The 21,680-nt window shown below is 48.5% G+C and carries 24 protein-coding genes and 3 pseudogenes; 16 read left to right on the forward strand and 11 right to left on the reverse strand.

All coding sequences use genetic code 11. The annotated features are described in order from the left end of the window. From ACUXAC_RS24785 to ACUXAC_RS24810, 6 genes are all read left to right on the forward strand, one after another. Positions 1 to 1,455, forward strand: a 1,455-nt coding sequence (locus tag ACUXAC_RS24785; protein WP_454266940.1) for a catalase, incomplete at its 5' end; no start/stop codon positions are given. A 65-nt stretch (positions 1,456 to 1,520) separates the two neighbouring features. After that, positions 1,521 to 2,177 (forward strand): DUF421 domain-containing protein, encoded by a 657-nt coding sequence (locus tag ACUXAC_RS24790; RefSeq protein ID WP_454266941.1) that lies wholly within the window; start codon positions 1,521 to 1,523, stop codon positions 2,175 to 2,177. 155 nt (positions 2,178 to 2,332) lie between these two features. Beyond that, entirely contained in the window at positions 2,333 to 3,367 is a 1,035-nt protein-coding gene (locus ACUXAC_RS24795; protein WP_454266942.1) for a YrzE family protein, read from the forward strand. 80 nt (positions 3,368 to 3,447) lie between these two features. Continuing rightward, a complete protein-coding gene (locus ACUXAC_RS24800) occupies positions 3,448 to 3,672 on the forward strand; it encodes a YgdI/YgdR family lipoprotein (protein WP_042785961.1) in 225 nt (74 codons plus the stop codon). A gap of 267 nt (positions 3,673 to 3,939) precedes the next feature. Further along, a complete protein-coding gene (locus ACUXAC_RS24805; RefSeq protein ID WP_454266943.1) occupies positions 3,940 to 4,107 on the forward strand; it encodes a hypothetical protein in 168 nt (55 codons plus the stop codon). Positions 4,108 to 4,238: 131 nt separating this feature from the next. Then, positions 4,239 to 4,472 carry a hypothetical protein gene (locus tag ACUXAC_RS24810; protein ID WP_042785960.1) on the forward strand — a complete coding sequence of 78 codons (234 nt, stop codon included), beginning with the start codon at positions 4,239 to 4,241 and terminating at the stop codon, positions 4,470 to 4,472. Positions 4,473 to 4,611: 139 nt separating this feature from the next. Here ACUXAC_RS24810 and ACUXAC_RS24815 read toward each other — a convergent pair whose 3' ends face one another. The 4 genes from ACUXAC_RS24815 to ACUXAC_RS24830 form a co-directional block, all read right to left on the reverse strand. Next, positions 4,612 to 4,905, reverse strand: a complete 294-nt coding sequence (locus ACUXAC_RS24815; protein WP_454266945.1) for a YqjK family protein — start codon at positions 4,903 to 4,905, stop codon at positions 4,612 to 4,614. Next, positions 4,902 to 5,303: a phage holin family protein gene (locus ACUXAC_RS24820; RefSeq protein WP_454266946.1), complete on the reverse strand. Its 402-nt coding sequence runs from the start codon at positions 5,301 to 5,303 to the stop codon at positions 4,902 to 4,904. Before ACUXAC_RS24820 ends, ACUXAC_RS24815 begins: the two co-directional genes overlap by 4 nt. A gap of 155 nt (positions 5,304 to 5,458) precedes the next feature. Then, positions 5,459 to 5,809, reverse strand: a complete 351-nt coding sequence (locus ACUXAC_RS24825; RefSeq protein WP_454266948.1) for a hypothetical protein — start codon at positions 5,807 to 5,809, stop codon at positions 5,459 to 5,461. A 69-nt stretch (positions 5,810 to 5,878) separates the two neighbouring features. Next, positions 5,879 to 6,127, reverse strand: coding sequence for a glycine zipper domain-containing protein (locus ACUXAC_RS24830; RefSeq protein WP_042785957.1), 249 nt, complete (start codon positions 6,125 to 6,127; stop codon positions 5,879 to 5,881). A gap of 243 nt (positions 6,128 to 6,370) precedes the next feature. Here ACUXAC_RS24830 and ACUXAC_RS24835 point away from each other — a divergent pair, with 243 nt between their 5' ends. After that, complete coding sequence (locus tag ACUXAC_RS24835; RefSeq protein ID WP_042785956.1) at positions 6,371 to 6,673, forward strand: PerC family transcriptional regulator; 303 nt, start codon at positions 6,371 to 6,373, stop codon at positions 6,671 to 6,673. Between the two features lie 483 nt (positions 6,674 to 7,156). On the opposite strand, the gene ACUXAC_RS24840 is transcribed toward ACUXAC_RS24835, so the two are convergent. The 5 genes and pseudogenes from ACUXAC_RS24840 to ACUXAC_RS24860 form a co-directional block, all read right to left on the reverse strand. After that, positions 7,157 to 7,402 carry a hypothetical protein gene (locus tag ACUXAC_RS24840; RefSeq protein WP_454266949.1) on the reverse strand — a complete coding sequence of 82 codons (246 nt, stop codon included), beginning with the start codon at positions 7,400 to 7,402 and terminating at the stop codon, positions 7,157 to 7,159. Positions 7,403 to 7,425: 23 nt separating this feature from the next. Beyond that, positions 7,426 to 7,770 carry a DUF2913 family protein gene (locus ACUXAC_RS24845; RefSeq protein ID WP_454266950.1) on the reverse strand — a complete coding sequence of 115 codons (345 nt, stop codon included), beginning with the start codon at positions 7,768 to 7,770 and terminating at the stop codon, positions 7,426 to 7,428. A gap of 28 nt (positions 7,771 to 7,798) precedes the next feature. Next, positions 7,799 to 8,746, reverse strand: coding sequence for an Rpn family recombination-promoting nuclease/putative transposase (locus ACUXAC_RS24850; protein WP_454266951.1), 948 nt, complete (start codon positions 8,744 to 8,746; stop codon positions 7,799 to 7,801). After that, positions 8,743 to 9,180 (reverse strand): annotated as a pseudogene (locus ACUXAC_RS24855) (recombinase family protein); the annotation flags it as partial. The gene ACUXAC_RS24850 and the pseudogene ACUXAC_RS24855, both read right to left, overlap by 4 nt. 484 nt (positions 9,181 to 9,664) lie before the next feature. Then, the gene (locus ACUXAC_RS24860; protein ID WP_454266952.1) at positions 9,665 to 10,024 is read right to left on the reverse strand and encodes a hypothetical protein; all 360 of its coding nucleotides are present in this window, start codon (positions 10,022 to 10,024) and stop codon (positions 9,665 to 9,667) included. Between the two features lie 709 nt (positions 10,025 to 10,733). Between ACUXAC_RS24860 and ACUXAC_RS24865 the strand changes: the two genes are divergently transcribed. The 5 genes from ACUXAC_RS24865 to ACUXAC_RS24885 all read left to right on the forward strand — a co-directional run bounded on the left by ACUXAC_RS24865 (position 10,734) and on the right by ACUXAC_RS24885 (position 16,613). Next, entirely contained in the window at positions 10,734 to 11,315 is a 582-nt protein-coding gene (locus tag ACUXAC_RS24865; RefSeq protein ID WP_454266954.1) for a fimbrial protein, read from the forward strand. A gap of 54 nt (positions 11,316 to 11,369) precedes the next feature. Then, on the forward strand, positions 11,370 to 12,065 hold the full coding sequence (locus ACUXAC_RS24870) for a fimbrial biogenesis chaperone (RefSeq protein ID WP_046688451.1): 696 nt from the start codon (positions 11,370 to 11,372) through the stop codon (positions 12,063 to 12,065). Positions 12,066 to 12,079: 14 nt separating this feature from the next. After that, positions 12,080 to 14,575, forward strand: coding sequence for a fimbria/pilus outer membrane usher protein (locus ACUXAC_RS24875; protein WP_454266955.1), 2,496 nt, complete (start codon positions 12,080 to 12,082; stop codon positions 14,573 to 14,575). A gap of 15 nt (positions 14,576 to 14,590) precedes the next feature. Then, positions 14,591 to 15,655, forward strand: coding sequence for a fimbrial protein (locus ACUXAC_RS24880; protein ID WP_454266957.1), 1,065 nt, complete (start codon positions 14,591 to 14,593; stop codon positions 15,653 to 15,655). A gap of 253 nt (positions 15,656 to 15,908) precedes the next feature. Next, positions 15,909 to 16,613, forward strand: coding sequence for an IS6 family transposase (locus ACUXAC_RS24885; RefSeq protein WP_454266958.1), 705 nt, complete (start codon positions 15,909 to 15,911; stop codon positions 16,611 to 16,613). Between the two features lie 210 nt (positions 16,614 to 16,823). Here the strand turns inward: ACUXAC_RS24885 and ACUXAC_RS24890 are convergent, their stop codons facing one another. Continuing rightward, on the reverse strand, positions 16,824 to 17,483 hold the full coding sequence (locus ACUXAC_RS24890) for a helix-turn-helix transcriptional regulator (protein ID WP_454266959.1): 660 nt from the start codon (positions 17,481 to 17,483) through the stop codon (positions 16,824 to 16,826). Positions 17,484 to 17,942: 459 nt separating this feature from the next. Between ACUXAC_RS24890 and ACUXAC_RS24895 the strand changes: the two are divergent. The 4 genes and pseudogenes from ACUXAC_RS24895 to ACUXAC_RS24910 all read left to right on the forward strand — a co-directional run. After that, positions 17,943 to 18,140, forward strand: a pseudogene (locus ACUXAC_RS24895) (IS6 family transposase); the annotation flags it as partial. A gap of 226 nt (positions 18,141 to 18,366) precedes the next feature. Further along, positions 18,367 to 18,992, forward strand: a pseudogene (locus ACUXAC_RS24900) (Y-family DNA polymerase); the annotation flags it as partial. Between the two features lie 210 nt (positions 18,993 to 19,202). Beyond that, the gene (locus ACUXAC_RS24905) at positions 19,203 to 20,411 is read left to right on the forward strand and encodes an IS91 family transposase (RefSeq protein WP_454266960.1); all 1,209 of its coding nucleotides are present in this window, start codon (positions 19,203 to 19,205) and stop codon (positions 20,409 to 20,411) included. 234 nt (positions 20,412 to 20,645) lie between these two features. Then, on the forward strand, positions 20,646 to 21,026 hold the full coding sequence (locus tag ACUXAC_RS24910) for a DUF4354 family protein (RefSeq protein ID WP_454266961.1): 381 nt from the start codon (positions 20,646 to 20,648) through the stop codon (positions 21,024 to 21,026). 36 nt (positions 21,027 to 21,062) lie between these two features. On the opposite strand, the gene ACUXAC_RS24915 is transcribed toward ACUXAC_RS24910, so the two are convergent. Then, a complete protein-coding gene (locus tag ACUXAC_RS24915) occupies positions 21,063 to 21,650 on the reverse strand; it encodes a recombinase family protein (RefSeq protein ID WP_454266963.1) in 588 nt (195 codons plus the stop codon). Between the last annotated feature and the right edge of the window lie 30 nt (positions 21,651 to 21,680).

The following is a 21,680-nucleotide window of genomic DNA, read 5'->3' on the forward strand; positions in this document are numbered from 1 at the left end:
CGTATGATGGAGGGATTCGGCATCCATACCTATAAAATGATCAATGCTGAAGGCCAGTGCCACTTTATACGTTTCCATTGGAAGCCTGTATATGGGGTCTCCTCTCTAATATGGGATGAAGCTCAATTGCTGACAGGCCGCGATCCAGATTTTCATCGCCGTGAGTTGTGGGAGTCCATTGAAGCGGGTGACTATCCTGAATATGAACTCGGGTTGCAGATAATTCCAGAGGAAGATGAACATAAATTCGATTTTGATATACTTGATCCAACTAAGTTGATCCCAGAGTCTTTGGTTCCCGTTCATCTCGTTGGAAAAATGGTATTGAACCGCAATCCAGATAATTACTTTAGTGAAACCGAACAGGTAGCATTCTGTCCTGGTAACATCGTTCCAGGTATAGACTTCTCTGATGACCCACTACTTCAGGGGCGACTCTTCTCTTACATTGATACCCAAATCAGCCGATTGGGAGGAGTAAATTTCCACGAACTTCCTATTAATAAACCAATTTGTCCTTTCCACAACCATCAGCGTGATGGGATGCATCGTATGAGCATTTCTGGAACAGCCAATTACGAGCCTAACTCTATAAATAACAATTGGCCAAGAGAAACTCCCCCGGCAAAGGGCGGGTTTGCAACCTACCCGCAACCAATAAATGGTGAAAAGACCCGCAGAAGGAGTAGCACTTTTTTTGACTTCTATTCTCAGCCACGTCTCTTTTGGCTGAGCCAAACCAAAGTGGAACAAAATCATATTGTCGGAGGGTTCAGTTTCGAATTGGGTAAGGTTATGCGCCCTTGGATACGTGAACGTGTGGTTGATCAGCTTACCTATATTGATCACCAGTTGGCCCAATCTGTCGCAGATAATCTTGGGATAAGATTGAGCCAAGAACAATTGAAGCATCCATTACCTGGCCCCGTCAACGGGATATCTAAAGATCGTTCATTAAGTATGTACGATGGGCATCATCAGATACTGAAATCACGCCAAGTGGCTATTCTTGCTGCCGATGGTGTTTGTGGGGAATCTATTGATAATATTATGAAAACCCTTAAAAAACATGGTATTCATGGAAAGGTTTTTGCTCCGCACTTAGGTAGAATAACTTCTCTGCAAGATAATGAAATAGAGGTCGACGGTACCATAGAAGGCAATCCATCTGTGATGGTGGATGCCGTTATCATACCGGAAGGAGAAGGCAGCATTGACTCCTTGATGAAAAACGGCAACGCCAAACATTACGTGATCCAAGCATTTAAACATCTGAAAGCGATAGGGCTGCAAGGCAAAGCGTTTAAGCTATATGCTGCATTGCCGTTGCCCAAACCAGATGAAGGTATTATCGTGGGGGATAAGGCTGCGGATTTGGCTGAAGCATTTTGTAATGCTATGAAAGGACATCGTATTTGGTCCAGAGAAAGCGTAGCACAGGAAATTGCTGGCTAAAGTAGTACTAACTTGGGCTCTCATTTAAGGGAGCCCTAACAATGAGGATCAACAGGATTGTCGTTATGGAATACTATGGTTATACACTTGTTAAGTTTATAATAGGTTTTGTTATTGTAATTACTCATCTAAATCTATCGGGTAAAACTCAGCTTTCCCAGATGACCCCCGTAGACTTCATCGGCAATTTCGTGCTGGGTGGAATTATTGGTGGTGTGATCTATAGCGATTCAATACCTATGCATCAATATGTACTGGTACTCTTTATCGGCGTATTTCTTATCTCGTTATTGAATGCATTAAGTAAGCGCATACACTTTTTTCGCACTGTTACTATAGGTCAGCCAATACCGATCATCAAAGAGGGTCGCTTTCTTATTGATGCCATTTCGAGTAAAAGAAACAAAATTGATATATTGAATGTCTCCTCTCAACTTCATGCGCAAGGGATCCCATCCTTCCAGGAAGTCATTTATGCGCAGATAGAGCCAAATGGTCAAATAACGGTTGTATGCGATGGCGCCAAGATGCCTTCAGTTATCGTAATGAAAGATGGTAAGGCCAGGATTGCTGAACTCAGTTCGATAGAGAAAGATGAAGCATGGCTTGCCTGTAAATTAAAGGACGCAGGTATAGATCCTCACGCGGTTTTTCTTACGGAATTTTGGAATGGAAAATTAAGTTTTATATTAAATAACGGCGAGGTTAAATTCTCTCTTTAAGTACTATTCATTGTTATAGCATTTAAAGTAATAATTTTCCTCCGTAGATTTGGCATAACTGATTATTATTGCTATGTTTGTTATTGCTCGATTGAGACTGCTGCATCTCTTTCAGCAAACTTAACACAATGTTAACAACATGAAAAGGATCGTAAATGAAAATGGAAAATGGGATGGTTGTTGAAAAAAAAATATCATGGGGTAGCGTAATAGGCGGTGTGATCACTGTATTGGCCGTGTCATTACTGTTGTCAACGCTGGGTACAAGTCTTGGGCTTTCCATTGTTGACCCGGCTTCGGACGATCCGGTAAATGGAGCGGGAACCACCGTTGCCGTCTGGTCTGCAATCTCGATTATTGTCAGTCTTGCCATCGGCGCTTTCGTCGCCGGTCGTCTGGCAGCAAATGATGGTCTCATTCATGGCTTCCTGGTGTGGGCTACAGCGCTCATTGTTGCTGCAGTTCTGGGAACCTTGTTGGTTGGCTCAGCCGTTAAGATGACTGGTAATGCGCTCGGTGCCATAGCTTCTACCTCAGGTAGCCTGCTTTCAGGTGCAGGCTCTGCGCTTGGAAACGGTGCTTCCGGAGTGGCAAATGTGGGAAAAAATCTCTTTGACCAGCTGGACATCGACACAAAACTTGAGCCGGAAAACCTAAAATCGGATGTGGTAGCAGCATTGAAAAAGAGCGATATACCTTCGTTGCAGCCAGAATTTATGCAGCAGCAGCTTGATGGTGCTAAAACGGATTTGAGTGATGCGATTAAGGCTTTCTTCAACCAGCCTGATAGCAATGACGCTATCGTACAGAAACTGATTAGTAAGCTGAAAAAGCGTGCGGATGCAATTACTCAGGATGTCAACCAGGACTCATTGAAAAAAGCGCTGAGTGAAAACACCGACATGACTCCTGCAGAGGTTGATAAAACAGTCACTAACTTGATCGATACTAAAGAAAAAACAGCTCAAATCGTTAAGCAACGTCTCGATGAAGCAGAAGCGAAAATTAATGAGGCGAAGCAAAAGTATGCCGAGCTTAAACAGGAAGCCCGTGAGCAGGCTGCCGCAGCTGCAGATGCATTGGCGCGTGCGGCTCTGTGGTCATTCTTTGCCTTGCTTCTTGGTGCAATCATCAGTGCGTTGGCCGGATTGTGGGGCGTAAAGACGAATACCCGTCATATTCGAAGCTGATAGGCTGGTTTAGCGTTACCAAGTGACCTAATCAGATTGAGTGCAATTTTAGCTATGTTCACGCAGTTAAGGAGAGACTTATGAGAAAATCGCTAATGTACGCTGCGACCGTCATTTTTTCCATCATGGCCCTATCGGGATGCACACGTTCAAGTTATGCCATCTATACACATGACGGCCGTACTATAGTCAGTAAAGTTAAACCGGCCCAAACCAGCGCAGGCTTGGTAGGCTACACCGATGCTAATGGCGTCAAACAGCAAATTAACCAGTCTGAAGTGAAAGAAATTTCAGAGATCCCATAATGAAGCTAAGAGGATAGAAGTAAGAATCAACTAGTTAAGTAACAGTGTTATTTTAAATGAAGACCCTTGTCACAAGGGTCTTCATTAATCAACAGAACTGATTGGTATCTATAGTTATTATAATGTTACACCTACCACCCAACAATCAAGATGCAGTCTAAGAAACCACTTGTTGATGATAGAGAAGCTCTTCATAAAGAATAAGTGATTAATTTTAAGGGAATAGGTCAGGAGCGTGATTTGTGCTTTTAATCAATCAAGGAAGGCATGGTGGATAAATACAGCATGACAATTTTACGATTTACGTTGATGTTTATTTTCACGTTAAGTCTAGTAGGTTGTCCTGAAACCCCTAATAAATCTTTGCGGGAGCAGGTAAGGGATGCTGAAAAGGCTTCTGGATATAGCTCAGATCCTGCTGTAATTGAAAAATGATGAGGTTAATATGGTTCGTGCAAACTCTGGAAAGTCGATCTCATCCTAAACGTCAATACGCCCCGGATCAGACGACTACTCCCAATATCAAATTGGCACGACCCATCCATCCCCAATAAGGAAATCATGTCATGGATAAACAGGAATACCGGCTGTACCTGGCCATGTTGAAGGCGCGCGGCGAACTGGCGCGCAAGGCAATGGCCGACAACGCCCGGCGGCGCAACATGCTCAAAGCGCATCGTCAACGACGCTCTGACGACATCAGGTCATTGTTGGCCTGGAAAGACAGGGATGTCTCAGTTGACGGGTTACTGGCCAGCGATGAGGAGTTGGAAACTCGTGAACGGGCGTTTGGCAAATAATGCGAAAGCGTAGGCAGCTGGCTGAAGGCGATAATAAGGAGGTTCTACATGGGAACCCCAGATTTTTCGAAGGCTGAAACAGACTAGGGGCGGTGGTTCAATCATGGAGCGCGAAAACCTAAACCAGCCTCTTGTCTTGTTATCTGAACAGGCGGATCCGTTGACGAATAAATTTCATTGCCCCCCATGCGGCCACAGCTCTGCGTGGCCATATGATCAGACGACGTGGTTTAGATTTGAGCGCATACAGGGCGGTTATCCCGATACCGGGAACGATAAAAGCCCGGCAACGGTATAATGCCTGCCAGCTGCGATCAACGGGTTCCGACAGTCTTAGCCAATCACTCTTTAACAGGCTCAATGTCTGTCGCTGTTGTGCTATTTGTTGCAACAGTTGTTGTTTACGGTTTTCCCTGAGTTCCCTGACATTCATGCTTCATCCCCCTTAAGAATGCTCAAATCCTTACTGAGTTGTCTGCGGGTCTCTGGCAATATACTGCTACGGGATATTATTTGTCTGATGAAAATGCTCGAAGCTAATGCGAGAACAATAAACACAGCGGAAGCCCCCCCTAGTACCATGAGGCGATGTTCCGGTGAGGCTAACAACAGAATAAACACCAGAAGGGATATAATACCAAACGCAGTGAAAAGAAGGGTCAGCCCCACCATTATCAGGAGATGGGTAATGCGGCTTTTCTCTTCTTCCAGCTCAACGGTTACAAGCTCCAGGCGGGTATGCAGCGTTCCGGTAAGGGCGGTAAATACGCGGCGAATAGTGTCTATCAGGCCACGGGAGGGGCACCGCTGCGGATCATTCATTTTTCTCATAACGGCGTCCTTCTGTTTTGTCCGACAGGGCTCCTTTGCCACTGTGCTTCATCACTTACCGGCGAGCAATGGCTCTGCCGTGTTTTTTAAATCGCAGCCCAGAGAGGTTAACGCGAAGTTTAATTCGGTATCCCCGGACAGGCCGGGGAATCGAGTTAATGGCCTACTTTTTCGCTTACCGCGTCACCCGCCTGTTGAGCGGCTTCTTTTGTTTTATTCCAGCCTTTTTCTGTGGTTTCCTTGGTCCGGTTCCAGGCTTTCTGTGAGTTTTCCTTTACTTTATCTGTCGTGGTTGCTTCTCCGCCGTTTTTGAGCCGGTTTTCAGCCTGAAGTTGTTTCTCCTCCAGTCGGTTTTTTGCCTTGTGAGTCGTTTCTTCAGCACGATTGGTGGCCTGCTCAGCCTTCTGCCCTGCTTTGTTTTTTAAATGTTCAGCATTGATAGATTCGGCAAGAGCGCCTGTTGATACCAGTGTTGCAGAAAGGATAACCATATTTAATATATTCATTTTTAACTCCTTTAAATTATAGCAAAGCGCCCGCTATCAGAAAAAGCGGGCTTTGCGCCCGCGTTTATATTATTTACGGCCAATGAGCAGACCAATCAGTAAGCCAATGCCCGCAGCGATGGAGATCGCCGCAAATGGATTGTTTTCCACATTATCACGTACGACTTCAGCAGCTTCCTGAGCTGCCTGACTCCCCTGTGCCGCGACTTTACGGGCCGCTCCTTTTACCTGGTGCCCGTAATCGTCGGTCAGTTCACCGTATTTTTCCTGCGCTTCGCCAGCAACTTCTTTTACTTTGTCTTCAGCTTTCCCAAACATGATGTTCTCCATAACGGTTATGACTCAGAATATTTTACCAGCTTTATTTCGCCAGCATTAACGTTATACAAAAAATGTGCCAAATACTCAAACACACGCTATAGCAGCTTTTTTGATAGCTAAGCATGAACTGCTTGGTGCTTTTGACCATAATATAATCAAATTGACCACAGTATCTTAGTGTAAAACCTCTAGCCGAAAATGTTGGCGGTTTTGGCATAACCCTCGATAAGGAGAGATTCTATGGGTGCACAGTATTATTGTCGTGGTAACACTTCGCCTTATGTTGCTTTGCCTGCTGATAAAACGGCTCTTCGCCTGGAGTCGCAGGGGCTGTGGCGGCGTGCCGCCACGCGCTGGCAGCAGGTACTGCTTCGTGAGGCAGACGACCACGTGATAGAAGCGGTGCTGCAGCGCCTACGCTATTGCCTGGCACGGGCGCCAGCACAGGTCCGCCGTGTCAGTGACGGCACTGCGCCGGCGGGCGCGACGCTCGTGGCGAGAAACGGTATGCCGAACGACCCGGATCTGTGGCGAATGGAATAATCAAACAGGAAAGGGTTCTACGCCGGAACCCAATTTGGGTGATGCGGCGACCGGAAGATCCCTACCGATCATAATGTCGAGGCCGAGCGAACCGGTTTGGATTGTTGCCCTTGTGCATTAGCACCTTTGCTGAACGCCTTCTCGGTGGCGGTAATGGCGCTTTACAGTACTTTAGCGCGACTTGGCCACGTCCTGTGGTATGCGGGGTCGTGATACATTGCTCATCGGGCGTTCTCCTCTGGTCGGAAACGAAACGTGTTATTACAATTAAACTGTACATATAACCAGTTCAATATAAAGCCGACGAGGAATGGCAAGGAACTATGGTGAGGTCAACCGCGAAGTGGGCACACGCCCCACATTTTGAGGTGAATATTTTTACCGATGATGCGCACAGGTTATCCCCCAAATTTGTGGATAACGTCCTGGTTGTGAGTGGCGATGCGCCGTTGGCGGAATATTTGAACCGTGTCGGTCGTGGTGTTACGCCGGTTCAAGCGCGATGGTGTGGCAGGCTGACGTGCTGCCCTGCCGGCGCGTACACAGTCCGTACTCGGCCATCACATGCATAAACCGGTCGGCGTCACCGACCACCCGAAACGTGACGGGGTGCAGATGGCGACCGTCCTGGGCAAAAGCGGCGTTCAGTGCCATTTTTTCGACATAGAACCCGTTATGCTGTGACGGTGTCGGCACGACGCCGGACTTCCACTCTTTCGCATCCAGCACATAATTGTCCCAGCCCTGGTCTTTCAGGGTTTCAGAGGCGTAGGTGAGACGGAACAGGTCTGACTGAGCGGCCAGATTGCCGCTGCAGGAACGCCAGAGATACTCAAGATCTGGCGCAGTTTGCCCGCCGGGCCGTGCTTACGGCCGCGGTCGAGTAACCACTGGATATCAATCGCGACGCTCTTGGGGAAGCGTTTTTGCTTTTGGGCGGTGGCCAGCCAGCGGATCAGGAACAGGTTTTCGGCATAGGGCGTGCCGGCGATACCGTCCTGGCGCGCCAGCCCCAGCGCTGCCAGGGCGCAGAACGCCAGATGGCTGAGCGCTGAGGTGGTGTTTTCCGGGGAAACGGATGTTGTTTTATCTGACAATGGCTGCCCTGCCCCTCGACGCAAAGGATTAGTGGCGAATTTGGGCCAGGTCGTCAGCGGTCAGCCCGGTCATCTTCATCACCGCGTCGCGATCGAGGCCATTGGCCAGCATGGTACGGGCAACTTCGAGTTTGCCTTCATTGCGACCTTTCTCAATACCGCGTTGTTCACCTAACTGGATACCTTTCTGGATACCCTGCTCGATACCCTTCTCGATACCTTTTTGTTCAAGCTGTTGTGCGATGGTCATCAGTTCCTCCTCATGTTGCGGAACCCGCAGGGCCAGTTCGCGAACAAATGCTTGCGCATCCGCCGATTCACCGGCCTGGATAATATAGTGTATCAGCGAAATCACCTGTGGCGAAGAGAGATAGCCGCCCAGCAGAATGGCGGACAGCCTGTCGGTCAGTTCGGCCAGGTCGCGCTGGCGAATATGTTTCTGCAGCAGGGTCAGTGCGGCCATGCTGCGGTGACCCATAATCTCTTCGTCGGGAATGACCGTCACATCAACCAGCGGAAAATCGCCGGTGTACAGTTTCCCGGCCAGCGTTGGATCATCAAACTCCTGCAGCCAGTTGGTCGAGTAAGGGTACGGGCTGCGTTTGCCGGTATAGAACAGTACCGGAATGACCAGCGGCAGCTTTTTGTGGCCGGCGTCGAGGTGACGCTGCATGGCGGCGACGGCATAGCGAATGAGGCGAAACGCCATGTGCTTATCCGGGCTGGACTGGTGCTCGATAAGCACGTGCACGTAACCGTCAGCGCCGTCGGTGGTTTTCAGGCTGTAGAGCACGTCGCTGAAATACTGGCGCAGGTCATCTTCGACAAAGGAGCCGGACTCCAGCTTCAGCGTGCTGAGGTCACAGATGGCCCGCAGTTCAGCCGGCAGATGGATGTCCATGAAGTCGCGGGCAATTCCAGGTTGCGTCAGAAATTGCCGGAAAGTGGCATCATGGGGCGTTGGATTTTTTTTCATGGCGCTATCGTAACATGTTCGGTCGATGGCTCACTATGGCTGAACGAAGGCTTCACCCGTTCTCCGGGCAGAATAGCGTCGGGATGTTGCTGCCGCCAGGTTTTTAATATTCGGTAGACGCTGGCCCTGCCAATGCCCAGTTGGTCGGCAACCGCTTCGCGGGTGAGTCCGGCCAGCGTCAATTCAATCACCTGCTGCGCTTTCGCCTGAGCGGTGGGTTTTCTTCCTTTATATGCCCCTCTGGCTTTCGCGCGGGCAATGCCTTCCCGTTGCCGTTCCTGACGCAGGCGTGTCTCGAATTCGGCGAAGACGCCCAACATATCCAGGAAAGCCTTGCCGGATGCCGAAGAAGTATCGATGGCCTGCTCGGTCGCCCTGAGCTTGATGTTTTGCCCTTCAAGTTCATGAACCAGATTTTGTAAGTCGCGCAGACTACACTGTTGCTGCCTAAGAGCAGGGTTCACACGGCCACAAATGCTGTTAATACGTTATACAAAGGCGTGTCGTCCTTTGTCAGCGGTGTCTTTGGCCGATTTTCTAAATGTAATTTCAAGGAGAAGAGATATGAGGGAATTAACGATTCATTAAGTTGAGGATTTCAGCGGCGTGGGCATCATTCAGGATGTTCTGACATGAGGTGACGCAGCCATTGGTAGAAAAAATAGGTAACGCTGTCGGCTCGAACGCTGCAGGGCAGGCTGGTGCTTAATGTGAGCAAGGGTTTATATCTCCAGTAAGAAGTGGATGTTTGCGAGCACATAAAGAGCGTGACCACAAGCGCCACCCCATTGCCATATAACGCTAGCAGAGATTCCCGATTTTTTTGCGCTCGGAGACCATTATATTGACAAACCACCTTAACTGTGCATCACACTTCACATAAAATTTTAAAGAGCGAATAAATATAGATAACTAATACTAGTTAGTAAGTGGGTTCTTTACCTCTTGACAACTAATTGTATCTTTATCCTCAATTTTTTTTAGTGTCGCAGAGTAGTCACTTATTATCCACTCAATCTGACCTCCAACATACTTAACATCAACCAAAGAAATAACATCGACTAAAAGTAGTTCATTTTGATTTGGAATTTCTAAAATAGCAATTGCATTTGTATAGTTATTTATGTAACTGACTCGTAAAGAATCGCCATTCTCACATAGATACCGTTTAAAATTTTCATTTTGCTCGCCAGCCCCAGGTAGATTTATGATGATTGACGAAGGTTCGCACCCGACCAATGAGAACAAAAAAATATTAACAATTATTATCCTGCGCATATCTACACCTTAAAATATAAATTATAACCTTAACATATAAATTATACCACATCATCACTAATATACAAAAACAATTTAAATATTAATTTATAATTCGTTTAATCTTTCAACCACGAATAATTACGAAAAACAGGAAAAATAAAATACACCAATATAAACAGAACATTAACTCATGGTAACCCTAGTAAAATCCATCTCATTTTGAACAAACACCCACATAAACATCAATGTTAAATGCAATTGTTAACTGATAGTAGATAGGCAATTGTCAGATTTTTCCGAAAGTGATTATATCTAAAAAATATAAGAATTATTTTAATTTATAAAATCACAAACTCGAAAAATGCGCTTTTCAGGATTTTATGCTTTTTTTTACCAATAAACACATTTTTTTGACCCTTTATTTGATTTATGTAGTACATTCAGCCTAGAAACGGTTTTCTCACCCAGTTCGGGCTCTGTTAGATAATTAATTAGTTACATACGGGTTTCATCTTCACGATTAATGAAATACTGCTAAAAACCTATCCTGTAGGATAGGTTGCTTATATGACGAGCAATAGCGATAAGCTACAAACTACTCAGGCCAACACATGTGAAAGAGGAGGTTCTCATGCCAGAACGATACCTATAACTTTATGAAGTTGATTTCAACAAACCAAGATTAATCATTTATGTGAAAAGTATAGAACATCATGGGGGTATCATATTGAAAAAACATACGACATTAGGTGCTTTTGTGGTCGGACTAGTGACAACAAGCTCGATAGCGGCAGATAACTCTGCCGGTGGCGTTATTTCGTTTAGCGGTGCCGTTACGGATACCACGTGTACCATCAACGGTGGAAAAAGCGCTGACTTTACCGTTGCGCTCAGCCCAATTTCCGTCACTGATGCGGGCACCGTCGTCGGGCCAATCACCAAAAACAAGAAATCTTTCTCGCTGACGTTCTCCGGCTGCACGCCGGCGGCGGGAACGGCCGGTACGCCGCTGAAGATCTACTTCTCTTCGGCGAATAATATTTCTACCGACGGGAAATATCTGTTGAACAGCTCCGTGAATGAAAGCGACGCCGCCGTAGCCAAAAACGTCGGTTTTTCTCTGGCTGAGCCGGGTTCATCCACGCCGATTCCGTTGAACGTGCCTTATGTCACCAAGATCAAAGGCGATAAAACGGCGCCGGATGCCGAAACGCTGACGCTGGACGCCTATTACTACAAGACCAATGCGTTGGAAGCAAAAGTGGGGGAATTGAGTTCCAACGTGACTTACACCATTTCTTACCTGTAATTGCAATTAAGCCAGGCCTGCGCCCAAGGCAAAGGCCTGGCTTCTGGGGTGACTATGAAACAGTGCTTAATCTTTGCTGGATTGTTTCTCAGCAGCTTTTGCGCCGATGCCAATATTGTAATTAATGGAACGCGCGTTATTTATCCGGAAAAAAACAAGGATGTTATCGTTCAGTTAGTCAACAATGGTGACGATCCGGCACTGGTGCAGGCATGGATTGATGACGGTGATATAAACTCGACGCCTGAAACGGCAAACGTGCCGTTCTTGTTATCCCCGCCGGTTGTGAAAGTTGCCGGAAATAATGGCCAGCAATTACGCATACAAAAAATGAGCGCGGCGCTTCCCGGCGATCGTGAGTCGGTATTTTATTTGAATGTGCTGGATATCCCGCCTACGCCGGAGAATTTGCAGGGCGTCAATACGCTGCAATTAGCCATCAAATCACGCATCAAGCTATTTTATCGCCCGGCAGGATTAACCGGCAGTGTCAATAACATCACCGACTTCATTGAACTCCAGGCGGCGGGGAAGGGATTTAAGGTTATCAACAAAGGCCCTTACTATTTTACGTTGGCCAATGTTGATCAGAAAGGCAAAAAGAATCTGTTGGTCGATTCAGTGATGGTCGGGCCATATTCCAGCCTCTTTGCCCCGACCAAAGTTGGCGTGAGTCGGAATATTCCCTACACCCTGCTCTATATCGACGACCTGGGGGCTTATAAATCTAAAGCCATTACAGCCCGCTAACGTGAAGAACGGCCATGAAGCTTAAACTAAAATTGCTTTCGATACTGACCGCATCTGTATTCATACCGTTAAATAAAGCATCGGCGATGAAATTCGACACTTCTCTATTGGCCGGCGCGTCCAGCGAATCCGATCTGTCGCGTTTTTACCTCAATAATGACATGCCGGCAGGCACGCAAACGGTCGACGTGTATGTCAACCAAAGTTGGAAAGGGCGGTTCTCGTTGCAGTTCGGTGAACATAAAGGCGATATTCGCATCGCCCATCGTGACGCCGCCCTGTTGGGCATCGATATGAGTCGTTTGTCCACCGGGGTGGACAAGGGGCCGATCCCCGTCCAAACGTTGGTGCAAGGAGGAAGGGCGGACTTCGATGTGGGGACGTTGAGCCTTAAGCTGACGGTGCCTCAGTCGCGAGTGATTCGCGCAGAGGCCGGCTATGTTGACGCCAAATTTTGGGATCGCGGCGTACCGGCGCTGTTGTTGGCTTATAACGCCACCTATTACCACGTGCAGTCGTTGCAGGGCGATAAGGCGTTAAACGACGATTTCTATACCGGTTTGGAATCGGGGGTCAATCTGGCGGGTTGGCAATTCAGAGACAGCAGCAATTTCCGCAGCAGTTCGCGGCAAGGCAGCGATTGGCAAAATAATACTCGCTATGTGCAGCGTGGCTTCGCTGCCATCAAATCAAACTTGACCATGGGCGATTTTTACTCGCCGGGCGATTTGTTCGGCTCTATCCGGGTACGGGGCGGCGCCTTAGCGTCTGACATCAATATGCGACCCAATTCACAGCAGGGGTTTTCTCCGATAGTGCGGGGTGTCGCGCAGAGCAACGCCTTGGTGAAAGTGCTACAAAACGGCAACCTTATCTATCAGGAGAACGTCCCGCCGGGCGCTTTTACGTTGGACAACATCCTGCCTACCGGTTCCGCGGGTGATCTGCTGGTAGTGGTCAAGGAAGCGAACGGGCGAGAGCAGTCCTTTACCGTACCGTTTTCTGCCGTACCCAATATGTTGAAGCAGGGCGTCAGCAAGTACGGTCTGGTTGCCGGTAAAGTCAATCAGGCAAATACCGACTACTCTCCCGCTTTCGTTCAGGGCACGCTGCAGTATGGATTCAATAATCTGGTCACCGGTTATGCCGGCACGATCCTCAGCGAGGATTACCGCGCCTGGCTGCTCGGCAGTGGCTGGAACTTGCCGATCGGCGCAGTATCCGTCGATGTGACTCAAGCCTCGACGTCTTTGCAGGATCGCACAGAGGATGGGCAAAGTTTTCGCATCGCCTACAGCAAATTTCTGGATGCCACCGCGACCAACTTCACGCTGGCCGCTTATCGTTATTCGACGAAAGGCTATTACAGTTTCAACGATGCCATCTATACCCATCAAGGTTACCGAGAACGCCACAAGCGCTTCCACGACTACTGGAACAGCCATGATGACGATGATCTTGCACCGCTGGATTTGAATACCTGGGATGCCGTTCGCGCCGCTCGTCCGCGCAATACTTTCAATCTGAACCTTAATCAGCGGCTTGGTGAGGGATGGGGAACGCTGTATTTTTCCGGCACCCAGCGTGATTACTGGTCGGATACGAATAAAAGCCGGGAATATCAACTGGGGTATTCAAACGCCTTTGAACGTATCAGCTATAACGTTTCCGCCAGCAGGGTAAGAAACTCCGATCGAAAAGAGGAGACGCGATTTTATCTTTCGCTGAGCGTGCCGCTGTCGATATTCGACAATAATGCCTATCTCAGCACCGGCTTGTCGGCTACCGATTCACATTATCAACAAAGCACGCTGAGCCTGAGCGGCAATGCGCTGGAATCGAACCGACTGAGTTATGCGCTTGCCGGCAGTAATCAAAGCGGTGGCAACAGCATGGCGAGTGTGAATGCAGCCTATCGCGCCAACGCAACGACCGTCGGCGGCTCCTACAGCGAATCCTCTGACTATCGACAATTGGGAATGAGCGCCCGCGGCAGCCTGGTGGCGATACCTTGGCATTTGCTGGCGTCAAACGAAATGGGCAACACCATGATGGTGGTGGATGCGCCCAAGGCCAAAGGGCTGATGGTGAACGGCGACGAGAGCATCGTCACTAACGACGAGGGATTGGCTTTGGTGCCGTACGCGACGCCTTACCGGCAAAACTCCGTAACGTTGTCGGATTCCGGCAATAGCTCCGGGGCGGAGATCGTCGGCAATATTGCCAACAGCGTGCCTTATGCCGGCGCCGTCAACTATTTGAGATTCGAAACCGATCAGCGTCGGCCTTATACGCTTCGCGCCCTTAAACGTGGCGATGTGCCCTTGCCATTTGGTGCGGAGGTGGCGGATCAAAGCGGGCATGCCATTGGCTTCGTCGGGCAGGCCAGCGTCCTGTATCTGCGTGTGGAACAGCAACCCACGTCGCTGGAAGTCAGGCTGAATGACGGTATCTGCAAGATTGAACGCCCGCAAATCTCGATGGACAGTGCAGCCAACATTTGTCGATAAAAGGATAATTACACCATGCTCAGGATACTCGCACTGACGCTGTCCTTAGTGTTCAGCGGTTACAGTTACGCTTCATGTTACGGCAACGGCATCCAATACGCGCCGCCTATCTACGTCGACTTGTCAGATAAGCTCAGCGCCAAGACACCGGTCTGGGAAGGCAGTTTTTATACGCAATACAGCGGTTCATTTAGCTGTTCAACCTCGAGCAGCGAATTCGGCTATACCCGGATCCTGTCAACCGACAGCTCGAAAGCGACCATTCTGGGATTCAGTAATGGAAAGTATTGGGTGCGGGCAGAGATAATCAACGATGTCGCCAACAAGAAACTCAGGGGCTGGGGAACGCACAACGCTTCTAAACTGAATGAGCCGATGAATATTCGCTTCAGTCTGGTCAGCAAGACAAGCACATCGATACCCGGCGATACCGTCAGCCTTAAGGACGTGATGTTCGTGACCGATCTGAGCGGAATGTCGTTGCTGGAGATTATTTGGTGGCCGGCCAAGCAGTTGCTGAATATTTTGACCTGGCTGCTCAACGGTTTCAACTGGCCTTACGATCAGCGCGACATGTACGGGCAGCCGATGACTATCAAATATGCGCCTAAAATGACGACCTGTTCTTTCGACAACGCCGGCCTGGCGGTGAAACTGCCGACGCTGGGAGTGTCCCAGATAACTCAGGGCGCGCAAAATGGGCTGACGCCTTTTACGCTCAATTTCAGCTGTCAGAATCGACAAAACGACGGCACGACCGATCGTGATATCAATATGTTTTTATCCAGCAACAACCTGCTGTCATCGGATAATTCAGTTTTGATTGACAAGAGTGCTGGGGCGGCGAGAGGTGTAGGTATTCGTCTGGTGAATGCTAAAAAACCGGATACGCCCGTTATGTTAGCGCTTTCCAACACGGTACAAGGCTCGGCGACATCATTATTTCATGTTGGCGTCGGTAATGCATTGAATGCGCAATTTTCCATCGGAATGGCGGCCTATTATTATCCTTACGACAAGGTTACCGTGAGCAGCGGGACGATTAACACATCCGCCACGCTTAATATCATATATAGATAATGAACCTCATTTAAAATAAATATAAATAACTGTTTGCATACGCCATTTGACAATCAACAATGACAACAAAATAACACAGTATACAACCAGCCATCATAAAACACCGGATATTAATTATCCGGTTTTTTAAGTTTAAATCCATCGTATTTTAAAGAGATTCATTCCATCTAATTACCTACTAATTTCATACGGCACTGTTGCAAAAATCTGCAGGCGATAAACTTATCGTCATCTTTTGCTGACGGAGCAGCACATGAATCCATTCAAAGGCCGGCATTTTCAGCGTGACATTATCCTGTGGGCGGTACGCTGGTACTGTAAATACGGCATCAGCTATCGTGAACTGCAGGAGATGCTGGCAGAACGCGGTGTCAACGTTCATCACTCCACGATTTACCGCTGGGTCCAGCGTTTTGCACCTGAAATAGAGAAACGGCTGCGTTGGTACTGGCGAAACCCTTCCAGGTTCTGTTCCTGCCACATTGATGAAACCTACGTGAAGGTCAATGGCAGATGGGCTTACCTGTACCGTACCGTTGACAGCAGAGGACGCACCATCGATTTTTATCTCTCTTCGCGCCGTAGCAGCAAAGCGGCATATCGGTTTCTGGGTAAAATTTTAAACAACGTGAAAAGCTGGCAAATTCCCCGTCGCATCAACACTGACAAGGCTCCCACCTATGGACGCGCGCTGGCGTTGCTGAAATGCGAGGGTCGGTGTCCGCCTGATGTTGAACACCGGCAGATTAAGTACCGCAATAATGTCATTGAGTGCGATCATGGCAAGCTGAAAAGGATAATCAGCGCCACGCTGGGATTTAAATCCATGAAGACGGCTTACGCCACCATCAAAGGTATTGAGGTAATGCGGGCACTGCGTAAAGGACAGGCGGAAAATTTCTACCTTGGCCATCCCTTGGGCGAGGTGCACCTGATGAGCAGAGTTTTTGAAATGTAATACCTCATCACCGGAAAGAGACCCATCCATTTTTATATTTGCAACAGTGCCAAATATTGTGATTTATAAATCGCATTATCCCTTCTCGCCAAAGGTGTGAAGGAAGAATACGGCTTTCATTATTAAATAGCTGACACAGCTCATAAGTTAATTTTTGATGAAACTATACTATTCCCCTCTCCTTTTCACTCGGCGGTTACATTTTAAAGATTATAAATATTTATTGATGAAAAATTCATTTATCCCTCGGAGCTTAATTTTTTTCATGGCGTTAAGCTTGTGCGAACTTACGGTCTTTACCGAGACAAATCGATTTTTGGCTAGCTGCCAGGGTGATACTCCCCGAAGTAAATCCAGGATGATTTCCGTTTCCGTTGGCGTTAAATATTGAACACCATCGAAAGCGTCCCATTCCGCAGCCCAGACGGGAGCCGGCTGAATTGCCTTGATGACAGCATGCAAGTCCGGGCTCATATAACGCACTATCGAAGAGTCCTGAAGAAGCTTGCCAATATTGCTCAATGAGTCACGCAATGAAACAATAAAAAAAATCCCCATAGCACGAAGCAATTTCAGAGTAGGTGCATGTGCATAATCCACCAATGCAATAATGCGTTGCGGAGAGCGTAATGTTATAAGTTTTTGTATTAGTCTCAACTCCGTACACGCATTCATACGCACATGGATAAACACATCATCAAACTCAACATGGCTGTTAAAGTCAAGGTCAAATGCCGGATATTCATGATTTTTAAATAAGTGTGTCACATGTTTTTGCGCAATGTAAGACATCCCTCTAAGGGTGTAATTGCAAGGGCTGGAGATTGCAACTCTCCTCGTGACTGACTTACATGTCTCTCTGGCTTTCATTGGATTTCCAATGCGGTTGATACCTCTTTCGTCACAGGAGAAATGTTACGTTCTATACATAGTATAGAGATCAATACACTAACATGTCTACAATGATCGTTATTTTAGATCGTTATTTTTATAAATTTAGCATAAAATTCTGTTTATCTATAAAATACGCAATAACAGATCGTTAAATAAAGATATTCTCATTTTTTACAGTCATTAATTGGCAAACGAAATTTAAACGAGGTTTCATATTTCTTATATGAGGAACATGATAAGTCGTTAACTAGATAATAGTTTTTGACGTTACTTTTTTGATTCCGCGCTGCAGGCATGGGATTTATTGTATATTTTTATTAAATTAAATATCATGGTTTGTGAAATTTCATCCAACAGGATGGTCTGATAGGTGGCACTGTTGCAAAAATCTGGAGTTGATAAACTCATCGTCACATTTTGCTGACGGAGCAGCACATGAACCCATTCAAAGGCCGGCATTTTCAGCGTGATATCATCCTATGGGCGGTACGCTGGTACTGCAAATACGGCATCAGCTACCGTGAGCTGCAGGAAATGCTGGCTGAACGCGGCGTCAATCTCGATCACTCCACGATTTACCGCTGGGTTCAGCGTTATGCACCTGAAATAGAGAAACGACTGCGTTGGTACTGGTGAAACCCTTCCAGGTTGGGGTTCTGCGCCGGAAACCTGGATTTTTCCGCACCCAAGAACCACGGGCGCTGTCATGTAAACGACCGGTTGAGTGACAATGATTAAAACAACTGTTCTGATGTTGAGATCGGTCACATAACCCGTAATTTATTCAACATCATGCAAATCTGATGGCCTTTAGCTTTGGTGATGGAATTTTCTGAAGTTCCGGCGAAGAACCCCTTAAAAATCAAACGGAACTGTCTTCGCAAGCAATTATGCCTTGTACGGCGACATGTCGGCACGCTGCATAACGGTTTTAGAATCCCTCGCGCCAGCGATGACGATCTATAGCATCGACGAGGCATTTCTTCACGTTGCCGGCATCGATGCCACAGAGTCATTCGAAGACTACGGGCGCCGAGTCCGTGATACGGTGCTTCAGCAAACCGGGCTCACCTGCGGGATCGGCATTGCTCAGACAATGCCCTGGCCAAACTCGCCAATCACGCCGCTAAAACCTGGCCGGCTACCGGCGGCGTCGTTGATCTGACAAACCGGTATAGACAACGACGGTTGATGGCGTTACTGCCGGTTAGCGAAATTTGGGGATGTGGGCGCCAGCTGACCAAAAAGCTGGCTGCGATGGGGATCACGACTGCACTGCATCTTGCCGACAGCAATCAGGCGTTGATACGCAGAACGTTCGGGGTTGTGCTCGAGCGCACCGTGCGTGAACTGAACGGTGTGCCGTGTATATCGATCGATGCGCTGCCGGCAAAGCAGCAGATCATCGTCAGCCGGTCATTTGGCCAGCGCGTCACGCAGCTGCAGGACATGCGTCAGGCGGTGTGCCAATACGCAGAGCGTGCTGAACGTAGCGCCCCTGCGGGGCGAGCACGGCTGCTTTGCAGCCTCAACCGTCTTTAAGCCCCAGTCTCACATCAACACGGTGCCGTCTGACGGCCCGACTGCTCGCATGGTGGCGCACTGACACCGACATAAAATGAGCACGTCTGCGACGTGAGCCCGCTAGCGCCGACACCCTTTTCCTGTTATCTGCCGTCCTGTAGACTCTGCAACATGTATATTCCCCGACCGGCAAAGCTGCTGTTCCAGCACGATGACGGCTGGAGTCGCTATCTCGACAAACACGGTGACGCCCTCAGCGACTGGACCAAACTCGCCGTCGAGCGTATGCTCGCCTGCGGCACCTGCGCCATGGGCGTGCGCCGTTACTGCTGCGCCTCACCGGACTGCACCCATTCCCGTTTCTTTTGCCAGAGCTGCAAGTCCAAGGCCTGCAGCAGCTGTGGCCTCAAGGCCACCGAGCAGTGGATTGCCGAACAGCAGCACATCCTGCCCGACTGCGACTGGCAGCACATCACGTTTACCATGCCTCACCTACTGTGGCCGTTCTTCAACAACAACTGGCCCCTGCTCAATGATCTGTTTCGCTGCGCCACCCGCGCCATGCTCCGCTGGGCGCGCCAACAGGGGATCGATGCGCTCCATACCTACGGCCGACAGCTGAATCAGCACCCACATATCCACGTTTCCGTTACCCGCGGCGGACTTGATGTCAAACACGGCGTCTGGCGCCATCTGTCCTTTAAAAAGAAAGAAGTGGAAGTCATCTGGCGCAACGCCGTGGTTTACCTGCTGCGCGACAACTATGCGCAAATCAATCCCGGCGGCCTGCCGGGTCTCGGCCATATCCGTAACGAGGACCGGTGGCACCGCTACCTGCATGCCCAGTATCGCCGTTCCTGGAAAGTGCACTTCGCCAAAAAGACCCGCGACGCCTGGCGCAGCGTGAAATATCTGGGCCGATACCTGAAACGTCCGCCAGTGGCGGCTTCACAGCTCCGGCATTACCGCGGCGGCGCCGTGGTCCATCAGTATTACGATCACCGTACACAGCAGCACAAACGCCAGAAGATCAGCCAGGAGGAAATGCTGCAACGTTACGTCAGCCATATCCCGGCGCGGCATTTTAAGAGGGTGCGTTATTACGGTTTTCTGGCCAACCGCAAACGGGGCACGTTGTTTCCGAAGGTCTACGATGCGCTGGAAATGACGGTACGGGAGAAACCGAAGTGGCCCGGGTTCACAGTACTGATGAAGGGCTTCCTCGGTACCGACCCTTACCAATGCATCCTGTGCAAAGGTCGGTTGCGTTTTGCCGGCGCCGTGGCTGGTGATCACGCCACCAAACTGCTCTCTGACCGGCTGCGTCGGATGGAAAAAAAGCGATGTCTTCAAAAGCCGACACTGGATCAGTGCGCATGAAAAACAGATTTTAGATTAAAAACACATTAAAACAGGTATTATCGCACATGAATCATTGCTATGCGGTACCATCAGCGGATATAGGGGGTCTACGCCGGAACCGCCGAAATTTCCGACGAAAGGAATTGATGTACCTTTACGCGTGGTTTAGCTTGAGTTTTATATTATTATCAGGGCGCTGCATCTTGCATACGTGCAGTAATCCAGATAACTAACCCACAAAAAGGAATTGATATGAAGGTTTCTGCTATCTTTGCATCTCTAACTCTGGCCGGTTTTTGCTTTGCTGCAAACGCCTCTACTCCTAGTAATGTCGCCGTATACGCCACTGAACAATCTCAGGGGTCTATATCCATTGGTGATAAAACTGCATACACCAAAACCTTTGAGGTTTCCTTAGCAAAATTATCTGCTGATACTATTGATTTATCAAAGCTTTGCCTAAAGGCTTACTCTCCAGACAAGAAAGAATATAAACTCGATACTGTTGATGAGGTTTTAACCTCTGGTTCCCTGAAAGAAGGTAAACCGGTAAAGGGAATTGCTGTGTTTGCTTCTGAGAATGATGACGTTCTCAAAGCCGCTCTGGTAAAGATTTCCGACGATTGTAAATAATCTGATAAAGCAGCCTGCGGGCTGCTTTATGAAGTTTTATAATTCCAAAATTAGTGTATGCCGCGAAAGTGTTCGGTAAACCGTTGGGCGTGAAACTGAAAATAGTTCCGCCAGATCGCTGATCGAGTACTGGCCAGTTTCCCGCATACGGCACAGCTCTTTTTGTTTTTTTTCAGACAGTTTTGGCTGCTTCCCCCTCAGTTTTCCTTTCGCTCTAGCGATGGCCATTCCTTCGCGAGTCCGCAGGCGTATCAGGTCGCCTTCAAATTCGGCAAACGTCGCCAGCACATTGAAAAACATTTTTCCCATCGGGTCTGCCGGATCATAGAGGCTGGTGCCCAGTGCCAATTTCACCCCTCTTGCCTGTAGGGCATCGGCTATCTGACGCGCATCAGGAACCGACCGGGCCAGCCGATCAAGTTTCGGAACGACCAGCGTATCGCCACTGCGAACGGCGGCCAGCGCCTGATCCAGTCCGGGCCGCTGCCGGTTTGAACCAGTCAGTCCTTTATCGATGTAAATTCGATCCGGGGAAACACCGAGTCTGACCAGCGCTTCCTGCTGCGCGGTCAAATCTTGTTTATCAGTAGAACATCGGGCATACCCGATCCGTATTTCAGTCATAATTGTGTACGTTTAAGGGGCCATGAAAGA

The sequence above is a fragment of the Serratia sp. 121840015-1 genome (assembly GCF_053627655.1).

Coding starts and splice junctions, on each gene's coding strand:
- ACUXAC_RS24790 (WP_454266941.1), top strand. CDS start 1,521: ATGGAATACTATGGTTATACACTTGTTAAGTTTATAATAGGTTTTGTT.
- ACUXAC_RS24795 (WP_454266942.1), top strand. CDS start 2,333: ATGAAAATGGAAAATGGGATGGTTGTTGAAAAAAAAATATCATGGGGT.
- ACUXAC_RS24800 (WP_042785961.1), top strand. CDS start 3,448: ATGAGAAAATCGCTAATGTACGCTGCGACCGTCATTTTTTCCATCATG.
- ACUXAC_RS24805 (WP_454266943.1), top strand. CDS start 3,940: ATGGTGGATAAATACAGCATGACAATTTTACGATTTACGTTGATGTTT.
- ACUXAC_RS24810 (WP_042785960.1), top strand. CDS start 4,239: ATGGATAAACAGGAATACCGGCTGTACCTGGCCATGTTGAAGGCGCGC.
- ACUXAC_RS24815 (WP_454266945.1), bottom strand. CDS start 4,905: ATGAATGTCAGGGAACTCAGGGAAAACCGTAAACAACAACTGTTGCAA.
- ACUXAC_RS24820 (WP_454266946.1), bottom strand. CDS start 5,303: ATGAGAAAAATGAATGATCCGCAGCGGTGCCCCTCCCGTGGCCTGATA.
- ACUXAC_RS24825 (WP_454266948.1), bottom strand. CDS start 5,809: ATGAATATATTAAATATGGTTATCCTTTCTGCAACACTGGTATCAACA.
- ACUXAC_RS24830 (WP_042785957.1), bottom strand. CDS start 6,127: ATGTTTGGGAAAGCTGAAGACAAAGTAAAAGAAGTTGCTGGCGAAGCG.
- ACUXAC_RS24835 (WP_042785956.1), top strand. CDS start 6,371: ATGGGTGCACAGTATTATTGTCGTGGTAACACTTCGCCTTATGTTGCT.
- ACUXAC_RS24850 (WP_454266951.1), bottom strand. CDS start 8,746: ATGAAAAAAAATCCAACGCCCCATGATGCCACTTTCCGGCAATTTCTG.
- ACUXAC_RS24860 (WP_454266952.1), bottom strand. CDS start 10,024: ATGCGCAGGATAATAATTGTTAATATTTTTTTGTTCTCATTGGTCGGG.
- ACUXAC_RS24870 (WP_046688451.1), top strand. CDS start 11,370: ATGAAACAGTGCTTAATCTTTGCTGGATTGTTTCTCAGCAGCTTTTGC.
- ACUXAC_RS24875 (WP_454266955.1), top strand. CDS start 12,080: ATGAAGCTTAAACTAAAATTGCTTTCGATACTGACCGCATCTGTATTC.
- ACUXAC_RS24880 (WP_454266957.1), top strand. CDS start 14,591: ATGCTCAGGATACTCGCACTGACGCTGTCCTTAGTGTTCAGCGGTTAC.
- ACUXAC_RS24885 (WP_454266958.1), top strand. CDS start 15,909: ATGAATCCATTCAAAGGCCGGCATTTTCAGCGTGACATTATCCTGTGG.
- ACUXAC_RS24890 (WP_454266959.1), bottom strand. CDS start 17,483: ATGAAAGCCAGAGAGACATGTAAGTCAGTCACGAGGAGAGTTGCAATC.
- ACUXAC_RS24905 (WP_454266960.1), top strand. CDS start 19,203: ATGTATATTCCCCGACCGGCAAAGCTGCTGTTCCAGCACGATGACGGC.
- ACUXAC_RS24910 (WP_454266961.1), top strand. CDS start 20,646: ATGAAGGTTTCTGCTATCTTTGCATCTCTAACTCTGGCCGGTTTTTGC.
- ACUXAC_RS24915 (WP_454266963.1), bottom strand. CDS start 21,650: ATGACTGAAATACGGATCGGGTATGCCCGATGTTCTACTGATAAACAA.